Source organism: Rhizobiaceae bacterium (assembly GCA_023953845.1).
In the GTDB taxonomy this organism is placed as follows: domain Bacteria; phylum Pseudomonadota; class Alphaproteobacteria; order Rhizobiales; family Rhizobiaceae; genus Arvimicrobium.
In genome coordinates this window covers 4342456-4357326 of sequence record JAMLJC010000001.1, presented here as the reverse complement: position 1 = coordinate 4357326, position 14871 = coordinate 4342456, and the positions used below count along the sequence as shown (strand labels likewise).

The 14871-nt window shown below is 66.3% G+C and carries 15 protein-coding genes and 2 riboswitches; of the genes, 10 read left to right on the top strand and 5 right to left on the bottom strand.

Features of this window, described 5'->3' with window-relative positions; all coding sequences use genetic code 11:
- Positions 1–33 precede the first annotated feature (33 nt).
- The 3 genes from cobU to M9955_21535 are packed head-to-tail and all read right to left on the bottom strand — an operon-like array spanning position 34 to position 1474.
- Complete coding sequence (gene cobU, locus M9955_21545; protein MCO5084230.1) at positions 34–546, bottom strand: bifunctional adenosylcobinamide kinase/adenosylcobinamide-phosphate guanylyltransferase; 513 nt, start codon at positions 544–546, stop codon at positions 34–36.
- Positions 539–1285 carry a CbtA family protein gene (locus tag M9955_21540; protein ID MCO5084229.1) on the bottom strand — a complete coding sequence of 249 codons (747 nt, stop codon included), beginning with the start codon at positions 1283–1285 and terminating at the stop codon, positions 539–541. Before M9955_21540 ends, cobU begins: the two co-directional genes overlap by 8 nt.
- A 12-nt stretch (positions 1286–1297) precedes the next feature.
- Complete coding sequence (locus M9955_21535) at positions 1298–1474, bottom strand: CbtB-domain containing protein (GenBank protein ID MCO5084228.1); 177 nt, start codon at positions 1472–1474, stop codon at positions 1298–1300.
- Positions 1475–1505: 31 nt separating this feature from the next.
- Positions 1506–1693, bottom strand: a riboswitch (cobalamin riboswitch).
- A gap of 60 nt (positions 1694–1753) precedes the next feature.
- Positions 1754–1950: riboswitch (cobalamin riboswitch) on the top strand.
- A 66-nt stretch (positions 1951–2016) separates the two neighbouring features.
- Between M9955_21535 and M9955_21530 the strand changes: the two genes are divergently transcribed.
- The 7 genes from M9955_21530 to M9955_21500 are packed head-to-tail and all read left to right on the top strand — an operon-like array spanning position 2017 to position 10624.
- Positions 2017–2421 carry a DUF1636 family protein gene (locus tag M9955_21530; GenBank protein ID MCO5084227.1) on the top strand — a complete coding sequence of 135 codons (405 nt, stop codon included), beginning with the start codon at positions 2017–2019 and terminating at the stop codon, positions 2419–2421.
- A complete protein-coding gene (gene cobW / locus M9955_21525) occupies positions 2418–3452 on the top strand; it encodes a cobalamin biosynthesis protein CobW (protein MCO5084226.1) in 1035 nt (344 codons plus the stop codon). Before M9955_21530 ends, cobW begins: the two co-directional genes overlap by 4 nt.
- Before the next feature lie 22 nt (positions 3453–3474).
- The gene (gene cobN, locus M9955_21520; GenBank protein ID MCO5084225.1) at positions 3475–7146 is read left to right on the top strand and encodes a cobaltochelatase subunit CobN; all 3672 of its coding nucleotides are present in this window, start codon (positions 3475–3477) and stop codon (positions 7144–7146) included.
- Positions 7143–8477, top strand: coding sequence for a precorrin-3B synthase (cobG, locus tag M9955_21515; GenBank protein ID MCO5084224.1), 1335 nt, complete (start codon positions 7143–7145; stop codon positions 8475–8477). Before cobN ends, cobG begins: the two co-directional genes overlap by 4 nt.
- A complete protein-coding gene (locus M9955_21510; GenBank protein MCO5084223.1) occupies positions 8464–9096 on the top strand; it encodes a precorrin-8X methylmutase in 633 nt (210 codons plus the stop codon). The genes cobG and M9955_21510 overlap by 14 nt, the downstream gene beginning before the upstream one ends.
- On the top strand, positions 9096–9863 hold the full coding sequence (locus tag M9955_21505; protein ID MCO5084222.1) for a precorrin-2 C(20)-methyltransferase: 768 nt from the start codon (positions 9096–9098) through the stop codon (positions 9861–9863). The genes M9955_21510 and M9955_21505 overlap by 1 nt, the downstream gene beginning before the upstream one ends.
- The gene (locus M9955_21500; protein MCO5084221.1) at positions 9860–10624 is read left to right on the top strand and encodes a precorrin-3B C(17)-methyltransferase; all 765 of its coding nucleotides are present in this window, start codon (positions 9860–9862) and stop codon (positions 10622–10624) included. The genes M9955_21505 and M9955_21500 overlap by 4 nt, the downstream gene beginning before the upstream one ends.
- Here the strand turns inward: M9955_21500 and M9955_21495 are convergent.
- Positions 10600–11352 (bottom strand): cobalt-precorrin-6A reductase, encoded by a 753-nt coding sequence (locus M9955_21495; GenBank protein MCO5084220.1) that lies wholly within the window; start codon positions 11350–11352, stop codon positions 10600–10602. The genes M9955_21500 and M9955_21495 overlap by 25 nt on opposite strands.
- 1 nt (position 11353) lies before the next feature.
- On the opposite strand from M9955_21495, the gene cbiE reads away from it, so the two are divergent.
- The 3 genes from cbiE to cobM are packed head-to-tail and all read left to right on the top strand — an operon-like array spanning position 11354 to position 13742.
- Positions 11354–12598: a precorrin-6y C5,15-methyltransferase (decarboxylating) subunit CbiE gene (gene cbiE / locus M9955_21490; protein ID MCO5084219.1), complete on the top strand. Its 1245-nt coding sequence runs from the start codon at positions 11354–11356 to the stop codon at positions 12596–12598.
- Positions 12577–12981 (top strand): cobalamin biosynthesis protein, encoded by a 405-nt coding sequence (locus M9955_21485; GenBank protein MCO5084218.1) that lies wholly within the window; start codon positions 12577–12579, stop codon positions 12979–12981. Before cbiE ends, M9955_21485 begins: the two co-directional genes overlap by 22 nt.
- Positions 12978–13742, top strand: a complete 765-nt coding sequence (gene cobM / locus M9955_21480) for a precorrin-4 C(11)-methyltransferase (GenBank protein ID MCO5084217.1) — start codon at positions 12978–12980, stop codon at positions 13740–13742. Before M9955_21485 ends, cobM begins: the two co-directional genes overlap by 4 nt.
- On the opposite strand, the gene M9955_21475 is transcribed toward cobM, so the two are convergent.
- Positions 13709–14821: a cobalt-precorrin-5B (C(1))-methyltransferase gene (locus M9955_21475; GenBank protein ID MCO5084216.1), complete on the bottom strand. Its 1113-nt coding sequence runs from the start codon at positions 14819–14821 to the stop codon at positions 13709–13711. The two genes, cobM and M9955_21475, sit on opposite strands and share 34 nt — an antisense overlap.
- Between the last annotated feature and the right edge of the window lie 50 nt (positions 14822–14871).

Genomic DNA, 14871 nt, shown 5'->3' with positions numbered 1-14871 from the left:
TGACGCTCTGCCTCTGTCCCGGAAACGGTCAATTCACTTCACCTTCATCGGCAGGCCGGCGACCATGAGGATCACCTCGTCGGCGATCGCCGCCACCTGCTGGTTGAGCCGCCCCTGCGCATCGCGAAACCGTCGCGCGAGCGCATTGTCCGGCACGATGCCCAGCCCCACTTCGTTCGACACGACGAATATCGGCCCGCGCCTTGATCTCAGTGCCGCGACCAGTTCCGCTGACGCGGCTTCGACATCGTGCTCCGCAAGCATCCGGTTCGACAGCCAGAGCGTCAGGCAGTCGATCAGCACCGGAACGCCCTCCCCGACGGCAGCGAGCGCTCCGGCAAGGTCGAGCGGCGCATCGAGCGTGATCCAGCGCCCGTCCCGCCGCGCGCGATGATGTGCGATCCGCTCGCGCATCTCGGCATCATAGGCCTGCGCCGTCGCGATATATGTCCATGGCGGCGCGAGTTTCGAGACCAGTTCCTCGGCGTGGCGGCTCTTGCCCGAGCGCGCACCGCCGATAACGAAGGTCAGCCGTCCCTCAGGCAAAGCTCTTGCGCGTCGCCTCGACCGGCTGCGCGAAGCGCGCCCGCACCACGGCCACCGCCGCGCCGAGGATCACCCAGAACACCAGATTGGTCAGCGTCGAGGCGACGATGAACGAATGATGCAGGTTTTCCGGGACCGGAGTCGCATGATCTTCCGGTTGCGGCGCACCGATGATGTGCGGCAGCACCAGGATGACCACGCCCAGCGCGGCGAGAGCCGCCGTCTTGCGCAGGAAGATCAGGTAAAGCGCTACAGCCGTCGCGGCCGCCGTGCCGATCCACCAGACCTGACGCGCCAGAAGATCGGCCGCGGGCATGGCGGGCAGTTCGGGATTCAGCCCGAGGCTCGGCGCCAGCGTGAAGACGGTGAAGCCGGCAAGGCCCCAGAACATGCCCTGCCGCCAGTTCGCGATACCGCCGGCGAACTCCGACGCCACGACGAGAACGAGGCCGAAGCCGATGGCGCCGACGAGATTGACCAGGAAATTATAGGACATGCGCTCGGCCCCGTCGGCCGGTCCCCATGCCTCTTCTCCGTGATCGTGCGCGGCAGTCGCAGCTTCCCCGCCTTCAGCTGTGGTTGCAGCGTGGCTGTGATCCTCGGCCGGCGCCGCATTCTCGAAGGTTTCCGCCTGCAGGATCAGCGGATCGGTGGTGAAAGCCTGCATGAGGGTCATGGCGACGCCGGCGATAAGCCCCGCGATCGCCGCGACGAACACGACGTTACGAAAATAGGTCATATCGGAATCCCCTCAGTGGCAGGGGAAGTTCATCGAGTGCCGGTAGTCGTGGCCCGCATTGTGGACCACTTCCATGTGGGAGAAGCCCACGAATCCGACGATGAAGAGTCCGAGCAGGCCGGCCATCGCAAGCTGCATGGTGCGCGATTGCGAGGAGACGGCGCCGAGTGTGGTAGTCGCGTTCATCAGTTCTTCCTTTCGCCCTCCACCCGAGGGCCTCAAGCCAAGTTTCGTCGCCGGCAGGTCTCCTGGCTCGCGGCTTTGACGCCTGATCCGCCTTCCCGGTTTCCCAGTGGCGTTCGGACCCGGCTCGCCGCATACAGTTGCGGGGGCAGCAGCGGCATTGGGGCGAAAGCCCCGCACCGCATTCCCTTTGGTCCATTCGGAACCGACGACACCGGATTCATAGCCCAAATCGCCCGTGCGGCAAACCATATTTGCGCCGCGTTGACAGCCGGATGCGACGCGGCCTAAATGCCGCCTGACGGTCTTCGCCTTTCATCGGGCGGAGCTAAGAGGGAATGCGGTAGGAAAATTCGACGCCGCAGCTGTCCCCGCAACTGTAGGCGCCCAGCTTCCGCCGATTGCCACTGGAGATGTCCGGGAAGGCGGCGACAAGCGACGACGCGCGAGCCAGGAGACCTGCCGTCACGACGAGTTTGCCAATGCCCGGCGGGCGACCGGGGCGAGGAGCGTCTGTGAAGGTCGACTGCGAAACTGCTGCCGGTGAGATGCGTGCCCCCGAAGGGAGCACCCTCGAGGATGCGCGCATCGCGATCGTTATATGCAGCTCCTGCCGCGACGAGACCGGTTCGGACGCCCGCCCCCGCCCCGGCGAGCGCCTTGCCGACGAGACGCGATGGGTCGCCGCCGGTACGTCGTTCCGCGTCGAAACCGTCGAATGCCTCGGCAATTGCAAGCGCCGGCTGTCGGCCTCCATCCTGCGCGTAGGTGGCTGGAGCTATGTTTTCGGCGACCTCACGCCTTCCTGCGGCGCCGATCTGATCGAAGGCGCGCGTCTCCTTGCTGCGTCGCAGGATGGCCTCATGCCGTGGCGCGGCCGTCCCGATTCCCTCAAGCGCGGCCTCGTCGCCCGCATCCCGCCGATCTTCTCCCATAAGGATTCCGTTTCATGACCGCCGTCGACCGCGTTCCCTGCACCGTCATCACAGGCTTTCTCGGCGCCGGAAAAACGACGCTCATCCGCAACGTGCTCGAAAACACCAAAGGCAAGCGTCTCGCGCTGATCGTCAACGAGTTCGGCGATGTCGGCGTCGACGGCGAAATCCTCAAGGGCTGCGGCATCGATGTCTGTCCGGAGGAGAACATCGTGGAGCTCGCAAACGGCTGCATCTGCTGCACCGTGGCGGACGATTTCGTCCCCGCGCTCGACCATATTCTCGCCCGCGAGCCCAAGGTCGACCACATCCTGATCGAGACCTCCGGCCTTGCTCTGCCCAAGCCGCTCGTGCAGGCCTTCCAGTGGCCCGCGATCAAGGGGCGCGTGACCGTCGACGGCGTCGTGGCCGTGGTGGATGGCCCGGCGCTGGCGGAGGGCCGCGTCGCCTCAGACATGGATGCCCTTGCAGCACAGCGCTCGGCCGACGATTCCATCGACCATGAAGACCCCGTCGAGGAAGTGTTCGAGGATCAGGTGGCCTGCGCCGATCTCATCATCCTGTCGAAGAGCGATCTTCTCGACGGCGACGGTGCCGCGAAGGCCAGGGGCATCGTCAGCGAACATCTCGGCCGCGCCGTGAAGATCGTCCCGTCGGCGCATGGCAATGTCGACCCGTCCGTGCTGCTCGGCCTTGGCCTGGCCGTCGAGGACGACATCGAGAACCGCAAGACGCATCACGACGACGAACTCGACCACGAGCACGACGATTTCGATACCTTCGTGCTGGAACTTCCAGCCGTCTCCGACCCGGACGAACTGGCGCGCAAGGTGACTGAAGCCGCCGAAGCCGCCAACGTGCTCCGCCTAAAAGGTTTCGTGCATGTCGAGGGCAAGCCGATGCGGCTGCTGGTGCAGGCCGTCGGGCCGCGCGTCTCGCACTACTACGACCGCGCCTGGGAAGCCTCCGAGGATCGCCGGACGCGCCTCGTCGTCATCGGCCTCAAAGGCTTGGACCGCGCCGCCGTCGAGCGTATCCTGACGGCATAGGGTCGAGGTGCGATAGTACGCCATGCACATTCTGGCGACGACGACGGCTTCGCTCGACGATCTGGTCGAGCCTGTCGATCTGCGTCAGGAACCGGCCGAAATACTGGCGCTCTCCTTCACGGACAGCGATCTCTCCGCTCTTTCGGCGGCTCATGCGAACACGAATGACACCTTGCCCTCGCTGCGGCTGACGGCGCTGCGCGAACTGCGCCATCCGATGTCCGTGGATATCTGGATCGACCGGGTCGCCCGACGGGCGAAAGTCATCCTCGTCCGTCTTCTCGGCGGCTATGACTGGTGGCGCTACGGCGTCGAGCAGCTTTCGGCGGCCGCCCGCCAGCGCGGCATCAAGCTGGCGCTGCTGCCCGGCGAATGCCGCGAAACGGATGAGCGGCTTGCGGAAATGTCCACACTGCCGCGCGACGAGCTCGACGCACTGCTCGCCTATTTTCGCGAGGGCGGCCCCGAAAACATGGCCGAGCTTCTGAAGCGTCTCTCGACCCATGCCGGCGCGGAACTCTTCTTCGAAGATGCGCGCCCCCTGCCGAAGGCCGGCTACTATCTGCCGGACCTTGGCCCCGTCTCGTCCGAGCAGGCTCGCGAGCATTGCGCCGGCGCAAAAGCCGTCGCGCCCCTACTCTTCTATCGCTCGATGCTGCTCGCCTCGGATATCGCGCCGATCGATGCGCTGTCCGCCGCGCTCGCGGAAAGAGGAATCGCGGCAGTCCCCATCTTCGTGTCGAGCCTGAAGGACCGCACTGCCGTGGAATTCGTCGAAGCGGCCGTTTCGATGCTCCATCCGGCGGTGCTTGTCACCACCACCGCTTTCTCCGCTGGTTCCGAAGGCGGCGAAACGCTGTTCGAGCGCCTGAAGATCCCGGTCTTTCAGGCCGTCATGGCCACCACGCGCCGGGAGGCGTGGAAAAGCGGCCAGCGCGGATTGGCGCCCGCGGATCTCGCCATGCATGTCGTCCTGCCGGAACTCGACGGGCGCATCCTCGCCGGCGCGATTTCCTTCAAGGCCGCAGCGGAAGAGGCGGAGGCGCTTGGCTCGCTCGGACAGGTCAACCGCCCGGAGCCCGGCCGCGTCGCGCAGGCCGCCGCGCGCATCGCGTCATTCATACGTCTCCAGCAGACGCCATCCGCCGACCGCAGATTGGCAATTCTCATTCCCGACTATCCCAGCGCGCCGGGCCGCAGCGGCTACGCTGTCGGTCTAGACGTTCCGCAGAGCGTTCTTTCCATGCTGAACGATCTGAAGAACGCCGGGTATCGCGTTGAAAATATTCCGGAAACTGCCAAGGAATTGATGCGTGCTCTGGAATGTCCGGTGCCGGCTCTCCCATGCTCGGACTATGCGATGGCCTTTGCGACGCTTCCCATCGAGGCGCGACAGGAGATCGCCGGCGCATGGGGAGATGCCGCGCAGGTTGCGGAACGGCATTTCTCCTTCCGCGCCGCGCAGTTCGGCAACGTCACCGTCGCTCTCGCGCCTGACCGTGGACGTTCGGAAGACCGGCGCGCCGACTATCACGACCCCGCCCTGCCGCCACGCCACGAACTCGTCGCCTTCGGCTTGTGGCTTCGGCGGACGCTCGGCTGTCATGCCATCGTCCATGTCGGCGCGCATGGCACGCTCGAATGGCTGCCCGGCAAGACGGTGGCGCTTGGCGAATCCTGCTTTCCGGAGGTGGTCACCGGCACGCTGCCCGTCATCTATCCCTTCATCGTCAGCAATCCGGGCGAGGCGGCGCAGGCCAAGCGACGGATTGCGGCCGTCACCATCGGCCATCTGCCGCCGCCGCTCGCCGCCGCCGGGCTCGATGAAAATCATCAGACTCTTGAACGGCTTGTCGATGAATATGCACAGGCTGACGGGCTCGACCGCCGCCGCCGCGATCGCCTCGCGAAGCTCATTGTCGAGACGGCGCAGAAGTCCGGCCTCGCGAGGGAAGCCGGCGTCGATGCGGCCGACGATCCCGACGCGGCCCTGATGCGGATCGACGCCTGGCTCTGCGACCTCAAGGATTTCGCCATCAAGGATGGACTGCACGTCTTCGGCCGCGCCGACGGTGACGAGACCGATACTATGCGCGTCCAGAGCGCGCTCGCCGAGCACGATGCGCTTCTTGCCGCTCTCGATGGCCGGCACGTCGCGCCCGGCCCTTCCGGCAGCCCTGCACGTGGCCGAACCGACGTGCTGCCGACCGGCCGCAACATCTTTGCCGCCGACCCACGCACCATGCCGACGCCGACCGCCTTTGAACTGGGCAAGATGGCGGCTGACGAAGTGCTTCGCCGCTACCTGCAGGATCATGGCGAATGGCCGCGTTCGCTGGTCATCGACCTTTGGGGCTCGGCCTCGCTGCGCACCGGCGGCGAGGAGATCGCGCAGGGCCTTGCATTGATGGGCTGCCGCCCGCAATGGGATTTCGCTACCGGCCGCATCACCGGCATCGAGGTGCTGCCGCCCGCCGCGCTCGGCCGTCCGCGCGTCGACGTGACATGGCGCATATCGGGCCTTTTCCGCGATATGTTCCCGACCCAGATCGCGCTCATGGGCGCTGCGGTTTCCGCCGTAGCGGAGCGCGACGAACCAAATGATGTCAATCCATTGGCGGAGGCGCTGCGTAGTCTGACATCGTCGTCAATTGCTAAGACCGATGGAGCGACCGTCTCCACGCAAAGCGATCTTGAGAGAAATACCCCCACCCCTAACCCCTCCCCACAAGGGGGAGGGGAATACTTAGACACCACCCCGCCACAAGGCACGGACGGAGCGATCCGTCGCGCCAGTGCAACCGTGTCCCCCTCCCCCTTGTGGGGAGGGGTTAGGGGTGGGGGTGCCGCCTCGCCCCGCAACCAACAGTCTGCGTCGCCCCGCCTCTCCCGCATCTTCGGTTCCTCGCCGGGCACTTATGGCGCGGGCATAGAAAGCCTGCTCTCCAACGGGGTGTGGCAGGATCGCGCCGAACTCGGCCACACCTATCTCGCCGCGACATCGCACAGTTTCGGCGGTGCCGATGGCGAGGGGATCGCCCTGCCCGGCGCATTCGCCGCGCAGGTTGCCGACGCCGATCTCCTCGTCCATTCCGGCGACGATCCCGGCCGGGATATTCTGGAAGGTTCGGCCGACGTCGCCTTCATCGGCGGATTTTCGGCAGCACTGGCCGCGCTCGGCGGCAAGGCGGACCTCGTCGCGCTCGACACGACCGACCCGCAAAAGCCCCGCGCCCGCTCCGTCGCCGAGGCCGTGACACGCACCGTTCGCGCTCGCGCCGTAAACTCCCGTTTCATTCAGGGCCAGATGCGCCATGGACCGCGGGGCGCGGCGGAATTCGCCGAGACGGTAGACAGGCTCATCGGTTTCGCCGAAACCACCGCCGCGATTCCGGGCGACCTGATCGGTGTGGTTTACGACGCCTATGTCGGCGATCCGAAAGTCCGCGCGTTCATGCTCGACCAGAATCCGGCCGCTGCCAGATTTGTCGCCGAGCGTTTCGCCTCCGCTCGAAGGCGGAATCTGTGGCATCCGCTGCGCAACTCGGTTGATGACGACCTCGCGGCCCTGATCGCGGAAGCCAAAGCGGAAATGAACACTGTTCAAACAGGTGAAATCGAAGCCCGCACGACCGTCCGACAGTCATTGAACAGTGTTCAAAGCATCGAAACCAACGCCGGACAGAGGCCATGAGCGCCTCCATGCGCCGCAACGCCTGCCCTTCCCTCGCCGCACCCATGCCGACCGGCGACGGGCTGCTGGCGCGCATCAACACGGTGGACGGTTCCATCTCACCGCATCATCTCAGGCTTATTGCCGAAGCCGCCGAACGGCACGGCAACGGCATTCTGGAGGTGACCCGGCGCGGCAGTCTTCAGATAAGGGGGCTCACCGAGGAAAGCGCGCAGCTCTTCTCAGATGAGGTTTTGAATAACGGAATCAATGTGCGCTCGGGCGTTCCGGTGGAGACGGATCCACTCGCCGGATTGGACCCTTCTGAGCTTATGGATGGCCGCAGCACCGCCGATCAAATTATTGATAGAATTGAAAAAGAGAATTTTCGCAGGCTGCTGGCGCCGAAGTTCTCGATTGTGGTGGATGGCGGCGGCCAACTGTCGATGGCGGACCTGCTCGCCGACGTGAGATTGACCGCCGTGAACACCGATGCGTCCGTACGATGGAGGGTTTCGGTTGGCGGGACGGAGACAAACGCCCGACCCGTCGCCATCGTGCCGAATGACCGCGCCATCCCGCTCGCAATCGAACTGCTTCGCGCCGTCGTGGAATTGGGACGTGCCGCGCGCGGCAAGGACTTGAGCGCGGAGCGAATTTCTCAAGCATGCCAAGCAGCTGGCGTCGAAGAATTTGGTTCGTCGGAACGACGGTGGGCAAGCGCTGACAAACAATTGGATACGCCCGAGTCGCCAAGACTTCCGGTCGGCTTCTTCCGGCTGAAAGCAGGACGCATTGCTTTCGGAATGGCGTTGCCGTTCGGGCAAGCCACGACAGAGCAGATCAAAATATTCTCGCAAACCATTGAGAAGATAGGAATTCGCGAATTCCGTCTCGCGTTCGGCCATGCCCTTCTGGCTATCTGCGACGATGAAACAACCGCCAATGCCGCCAAGCGGGCGGCGGAGCAGATCGGGTTCATCGTCGATCCACAAGATGCGCGGTTGCGCATTGTCGCCTGCGCGGGGGCTCCAGCATGTACCTCCGCGACAATTCATACGAAGGATATCGCGACCGAAATCGCTGCCCGCAGCGTCTTGCCGGAAAGCGGTCTCGTTCATGTCTCCGGCTGCGAAAAAGGCTGCTCAAAACCACCTTCCCCGGCCTTTTCGATCATTGGGACGCCGGACGGGGCGCGCATCGTCGATGGAGGCAGCGGTGTCGAACTGGACCGTGTCGCCGAAAGAGAAGTTGCCGCCGCTTTCCAACGCGTTATGAGCAGGCGCGACATGGGACGCGAAACAGTATCCGCATGGCGATGCGGCACGGGAATTCGGCATGACAGCGCATGAGTATATCAAGGACGGGACGGCGATCTACGAGCGTTCCTTCGCCATCATCCGCGCGGAGGCCGATCTGTCCCGCTTCTCGGAGGCGGAAGCCGATATCGCCATCCGCATGATCCATGCCTGCGGACAGGTGGAAGCGGCGCAACACTTCGTCTTTTCGCCCGATTTCGCGGAAGCGGGCAAACGTGCGCTGGCTGCCGGAGCGCCGATCCTGTGCGATGCCGAGATGGTGGCGCATGGCGTCACGCGCGCCCGTCTGCCTGCCTCCAACGAGGTGATCTGCACGCTGCGCGACCCACGCACCGCATTGCTCGCGGCAAAATTCGGCAATACGCGCTCGGCAGCCGCGCTGGAGCTATGGCGCGACAGGCTCGAAGGGGCGGTTGTGGCGATCGGCAACGCGCCGACAGCGCTTTTCCATCTGCTCGACATGATCGACGCAGGCGCGCCGAAGCCGGCGGTCATCCTCGGCATGCCGGTCGGTTTCGTCGGCGCGGCGGAATCCAAGGACGCGCTGGCAGAGAATCCGCGCGGCGTGCCATTCGCGATCGTTCGCGGCCGCATGGGCGGCAGCGCCATGACGGCTGCGGCCCTCAACGCGCTCGCCAGAACAGGCATCTGATGAGTCTGGCGGAAAAGACCGGAAGGCTGATCGGCGTCGGCACCGGCCCGGGCGATCCTGAGCTTTTGACGCTGAAAGCCGTGCGCGCGCTGGCTCAAGCGGATGTGCTGGCGCATTTCGCCAAGCGCAGCTCTAACGGCAATGCCCGCGCGATCGTTGAAGCGCATGTGCGGCCGGGCATCACCGAACTGCCGCTGCACTATCCGGTGACGACGGAGATCGACAAGGATCACGACGACTACAAGGCCCAGATCCTCGCCTTCTACGAGAGCTCGGCTGAGGCGGTGGCAAGCCATCTCGCCGCGGGGCGCACGGTGGCGGTGCTCTCGGAAGGCGATCCATTTTTCTACGGCTCCTACATGCATCTGCATGTGCGGCTGGCGCATCGCTTCCCGACCGAAGTGATACCCGGCGTTTCCGCCATGGCCGGCTGCTGGTCGAGCACCGGACAGCCCATCGTGCAGGGCGACGACGTGCTGTCGGTCCTGCCCGGCACGATGAGCGAATTCGAACTGACGCGGCGGCTGTCGGACACGGACGCGGCCGTCATCATGAAGGTCGGCCGCAACCTGCCGAAGATCAGGCGCGCTCTCGCCGCCTCCGGCAAGCTCGACGGCGCGATGTATGTCGAGCGCGGCACGATGGCGAACGCGGCTTCCATGCGGCTCGCCGACAAAGCGGACGACAAGGCCCCCTATTTCAGCATCATCCTCGTCGCCGGCTGGGCGAACCGGCCGGGTGTGCTCGCCTCCGGAGTGGTGCTTTGAGCGGCAGGCTGACGGTGATCGGGCTCGGCCCCGGCGATGCCTCGCAGGTGACGCCGGAAGCTTCGGCGGCCGTCGCGACCGCCACGGATTTTTACGGCTATGCGCCGTATCTCGACCGTCTGACGCTGCGGCCGGAGCAGACGCGCCACGCCTCGGACAATCGCGAGGAGCTGGACCGCTCCCGCGCCGCGCTGGAAGCCGCGGCCTCGGGAAAGCAGGTGGCCGTGGTTTCAGGCGGCGATCCCGGCGTCTTCGCCATGGCGGCGGCGGTCTGCGAGGCGATCGAGCACGGCCCGGAAAGCTGGCGGTATATCGACGTGTCGGTGGTGCCGGGCGTCACGGCGATGCTGGCCGTGGCCGCGCGAGCCGGCGCGCCGCTGGGGCACGATTTCTGCGCCATCTCGCTGTCGGACAATCTGAAACCGTGGGAACTGGTCGAAAGCCGGTTGCGCGCAGCAGCCGGCGCGGGCTTCGTGATCGCACTCTACAATCCGATCAGCAAGGCGCGGCCCTGGCAACTCGGCAAGACGTTCGAGGCGCTGCAGGAGATATTGCCCGGCCAGACGCCGGTCATCTTCGGGCGGGCGGCATTCCGGCCGGACGAGGCGATCAGGATTTTTACGCTGGGCGATACCGATCCGGCGCAGGCCGATATGGCGACCTGCATCATCATCGGCTCGCCGGAAACGCGCATCGTCGAGCGCGAAGGCCGCGCGCCGCTGGTCTATTCGCCGCGTCAGGCAACAGGCGGCAAGAGATGAGCGACCGCTTCCACCGCCGCGTCGACAGTCTCGACAGCCTTGCCGACAACCGGCGGGCGGCGGACCAGAATGACCAGAATCCCGAGGCTGCGCGCCGCCGCGAGCTTTGCGTAGGCGGCGGAACCGCCGCTATTCTTGGAGAGGACGACCTCCACGCCGAGACGTTCGAGCAGCGCGCGTTCGCGGCTTTCCTCGAAAGGACCGCGATCGAGGATGTATTCGGCCCGCGGCATGGCGAGACGCGGCTCGACCGGATCGACACTGCGGATGACGTAGCAATGCTGCGGCGCGGCCTCCAGCGGCTTCAGCTCCTGCCGGCCGAGCGTGACGAAAACCGTTCTCGGCTCGGTTCCGAGCGCGATAACCGCTTGGGGGATCGTATCCGCAAACGTCCAGTCGTCGCCCGCGACCGCCTTCCACTCCGGCCGGCGCAGGGTGAGCAAGGGAACCGCACTCGCCTTTGCCGCGGCCGTGGCATTGGCGGATATGCGCGTGGCGAAGGGATGGGTCGCGTCGATCAGGAGATCGATGCGCTCGGCCGCAAGATAGCGCGCCAGACCTTCCGTGCCGCCAAAGCCGCCGACACGCACCGGCACGGGCTGAGCGACCGGATTGGCGGTTCGGCCGGCGAGCGACAGCGTGATCGCCAGATCGGCGCGTTGCGCCAAGCGCGCAGCGAGTTCGCGCGCTTCCGTGGTGCCGCCGAGGATCAGAATCCGGTGAGCCATCATGCTTTCTAGGATCGGCGAGCGGAAAACTTCAACGGCCAAAAAGTGGCTTACCGTCATCGGCATCGGCGAGGACGGCGTCGCGGGACTCGGCGACGAGGCCAAAAGATTGGTCGCCGAGGCGGAATTCGTGTTCGGCGGCGAGCGCCATCTGGCGCTGGCGAAGACGCTCGTCACGGGCGAGGCGCGGACCTGGCCGACGCCGTTCGACAGCGCCATGGCCGCCGTCCGCGAACTGGCTGGCCGCAAGGTCTGCGTGCTGGCATCGGGCGACCCGTTTTTCTTCGGTGTCGGCGCTACACTTTCACGGGTGATCCCGGCGGAGGACATGCTGGTCCTCCCCTCGCCGTCCGCTTTCAGCCTCGCGGCCTCGCGCCTCGGATGGCCGCTGCAGGAGGTGGAAACGATCTCGCTGCACGGCCGGCCGCTGGATTTGATCCGGCCGCTGCTGCATCCCGGCCGGCGCGTGCTGGCGCTCACCTCTGACGAAAACGGGCCGGCGGAGATCGCAGCGCTGCTGGCGGAGAGCGGTTTCGGCGGTTCGGCTTTGACCGTGCTGGAAGCGCTGGGCGGGGACGGCGAATGCATCCGTACCGCCCGCGCGGACGATTTCGATCTGGACGATATCCAGCCCCTCAACGTAGTCGCCATCGCGGTCGAGGCCGCAGGCGGCGCACGCGTGCTGCCGCTGACGGTGGGCCTGAGTGACGCGCTGTTCGAGCATGACGGGCAGATCACCAAGCGTGAGATACGGGCGGTCACGCTGTCGTCGCTTGCGCCGCGCTGGGGCGAGCTTCTGTGGGACATCGGCGCGGGCTCGGGCTCGATCTCCATCGAGTGGATGCTGGCCGACCCGTCGATGCGCGCCGTTGCGATCGAGGCGGATGCGCAGCGCGCGGAGCGCATAGGGCGCAATGCACGCGCGTGCGGCGTTCCGGGATTGAAGATCGTGGAGGGCGCTGCGCCGGCTGCGCTGGCCGGACTGCCGATGCCGGACGTGATCTTCGTCGGCGGAGGCGGCAGCGAAGCGGGCGTCATGGACGCGGCGATGGCGGCCCTGCGCCGTGGCGGGCGGCTGGTCGCCAATGCGGTGACGCTGGAGATGGAGGCCGTCCTGCTCAACCTTCAAGCGCGGCATGGTGGAACGCTGACGCGGATCGCCGTTTCCCGCGCCGAGCCGGTCGGTTCCATGCATGGCTGGCGGGCGGCGATGCCGGTGACGCAATGGACATGGGAAAAACCATGATCGTCGCGGGCATCGGATGCAGGAAAGGCGTGGCGGCGACGGCGGTGATCGACGCAATCGACGCAGCGCTCGCCGAATACCGCCGAGCGCGCGCGGACCTCTCGCGGCTCGCGACGGGCGCCGCCAAGCGCGACGAGACGGCCATCGTGGTCGCCGCCGGCATGCTCGGCGTGCCGCTGCACTATGTCGGCGACGAGGCGCTGGCGGAGGTCGCGTCGCTTCTGGCGACGCATTCCGAAAGATCGGCGGAAGCGACCGGTTCACCGTCACTCTCGGAGGCATCCGCGCTGGCGACGGCAGGCGAGAACGGCGCGCTGCTTGGGCCGCGCGTCGTCGCGGGACCGGTCACCTGCGCGCTGGCCGAGATGGAACTGCTGCCATGACAGTACACTTCATCGGCGCGGGACCGGGCGCGGCGGACCTCATCACAGTGCGCGGACGCGACCTCATCGCGAAAAGCCCCGTGTGTCTTTTTGCCGGTTCCATCGTTCATCGCGATCTGCTCGCCTATTGCCCGCCCACCGCGAGGATCGTCGACACCGCGCCCATGTCGCTCGACGAGATCGAGGCCGAATATCTTGCCGCCGAGCGCGCGGGACATGACGTGGCGCGTCTGCATTCGGGCGACCTTTCCGTGTGGAGCGCGGTGGCCGAGCAGATCAGGCGGCTGGAGCGCAACGGCATTCCCTATACGCTGACGCCGGGCGTGCCTTCCTTCGCGGCGGCGGCGGCCGCATTCGGGCGCGAACTGACGATACCGGAAGTGGCGCAGAGCCTCGTGCTGACGCGCGTTTTCGGGCGTGCCTCGCCCATGCCGGAGGGCGAGACGCTCGCCGCTTTCGGAGCGACGGGCGCCACGCTGGCGATCCATCTGGCGATCCACGCGCTGGATCGCGTGGTGGCGGAACTGACGCCGCTCTACGGCGCGGATTGCCCGGTGGCCATTGTGGCGAACGCGTCGTGGCCGGAAGAGCGCATCCTGCGCGGCACGCTGGGCACGATCGGGACACTGCATGCGGCGGCGCCGATCGAGCGGACCGCGATCATCTTCGTGGGGCGTTCGCTGGCGGCGGAAGGTTTTCGCGAGAGCTCGCTCTACGACGCCTATTATCAGCGGCGGTTCAGGGGACGCGACTCGCGATGACGGCGGAACGGCGCCCTTCCCATCAGCTCGCCTGTGCGGTCGAAGACGAGGATTTCGAGTTCGACATCGGCGTCGCGCAGGATCGGCGCAGCCGTCTCCCATGCCTTTTCGGCAACGACGTCACCGAGAGCGAGATCGTTTTCTTTCGCGATCTCAAATGCTTCCGCGACATTGTTTGCAGCGCCGATGCGCTCGGCGACCGCCGCGCTCGCGCCGAGACCGATGGCGAATTCTGCCAGCGCGGTCAGGTCCGGCGCGCCACGCGCGGAATGCACGTCGAGCATGCCCTGCGCGAGTTTGGTCATCTTGGCGACGCCGCCGGCGATGGTGACGCGGGGCACGGGATGGGCGCGGATGTATTTCAGCATGCCGCCGACGAAATCGCCCATGTCGATGAGGGCGATTTCCGGCAGGCCGTGGAATTTCTGCGCCGCCGCCTCGGAGGCCGAGCCGGTCGCGCCGGAGACATGCGTGAGCCCGGCGGCGCGGGCGACGTCGATGCCGCGATGGATGGAGTGAATCCAGGCCGAGCAGGAATAAGGCACGACTATGCCGGTCGTGCCGAGGACGGAAATGCCGCCGACGACGCCGAGGCGGCCGTTGAGCGTGCGCAGCGCCATCTTCTCACCGTCGGGCACGGAAATCTCGACCTCGAAATCAGCGCCCTCGCCCGCCACTTCGGCGATGGCCTCCGCGATCATCCGGCGCGGCACCGGGTTGATGGACGGCTCGCCGGGCGGCATCGGCAGGCCGGGGCGCGTGACCGTGCCGACGCCGGGACCGGCGATGAAGGTGATGCCGGAACCCGGCGCGGCGCGTCGCACGGTCGCCGTCATCACCGCGCCGTGAGTGACATCGGGATCGTCGCCGGCATCCTTGACCACGGCGGCGACCGCCTCGTCGTCGCGAAGCTCCCATCTGGCCAGCGCGAAAGCCGGCCGCTGGCCGCCGGGCAGCGTTACCTCGACGGGATCGGGGAAAACGCCGGTCAGGAGTGCGGCGCACGCAGCCTTCGCGGCGGCGGCCGAACAGGTGCCGGTCGTCCAGCCGCGTCGCAGGGGCTGCTCGTCATTGCTCATGAAATCTCCTATAGGGCGCACCCGGCATCGCGTCACGGCGAAAAGGCCGG

Coding starts and splice junctions, on each gene's coding strand:
- M9955_21540 (MCO5084229.1), bottom strand. CDS start 1,285: ATGACCTATTTTCGTAACGTCGTGTTCGTCGCGGCGATCGCGGGGCTT.
- M9955_21530 (MCO5084227.1), top strand. CDS start 2,017: ATGCGTGCCCCCGAAGGGAGCACCCTCGAGGATGCGCGCATCGCGATC.
- cobW (MCO5084226.1), top strand. CDS start 2,418: ATGACCGCCGTCGACCGCGTTCCCTGCACCGTCATCACAGGCTTTCTC.
- cobN (MCO5084225.1), top strand. CDS start 3,475: ATGCACATTCTGGCGACGACGACGGCTTCGCTCGACGATCTGGTCGAG.
- cobG (MCO5084224.1), top strand. CDS start 7,143: ATGAGCGCCTCCATGCGCCGCAACGCCTGCCCTTCCCTCGCCGCACCC.
- M9955_21510 (MCO5084223.1), top strand. CDS start 8,464: ATGACAGCGCATGAGTATATCAAGGACGGGACGGCGATCTACGAGCGT.
- M9955_21505 (MCO5084222.1), top strand. CDS start 9,096: ATGAGTCTGGCGGAAAAGACCGGAAGGCTGATCGGCGTCGGCACCGGC.
- M9955_21495 (MCO5084220.1), bottom strand. CDS start 11,352: ATGGCTCACCGGATTCTGATCCTCGGCGGCACCACGGAAGCGCGCGAA.
- cbiE (MCO5084219.1), top strand. CDS start 11,354: ATGCTTTCTAGGATCGGCGAGCGGAAAACTTCAACGGCCAAAAAGTGG.
- M9955_21485 (MCO5084218.1), top strand. CDS start 12,577: ATGGACATGGGAAAAACCATGATCGTCGCGGGCATCGGATGCAGGAAA.
- cobM (MCO5084217.1), top strand. CDS start 12,978: ATGACAGTACACTTCATCGGCGCGGGACCGGGCGCGGCGGACCTCATC.
- M9955_21475 (MCO5084216.1), bottom strand. CDS start 14,821: ATGAGCAATGACGAGCAGCCCCTGCGACGCGGCTGGACGACCGGCACC.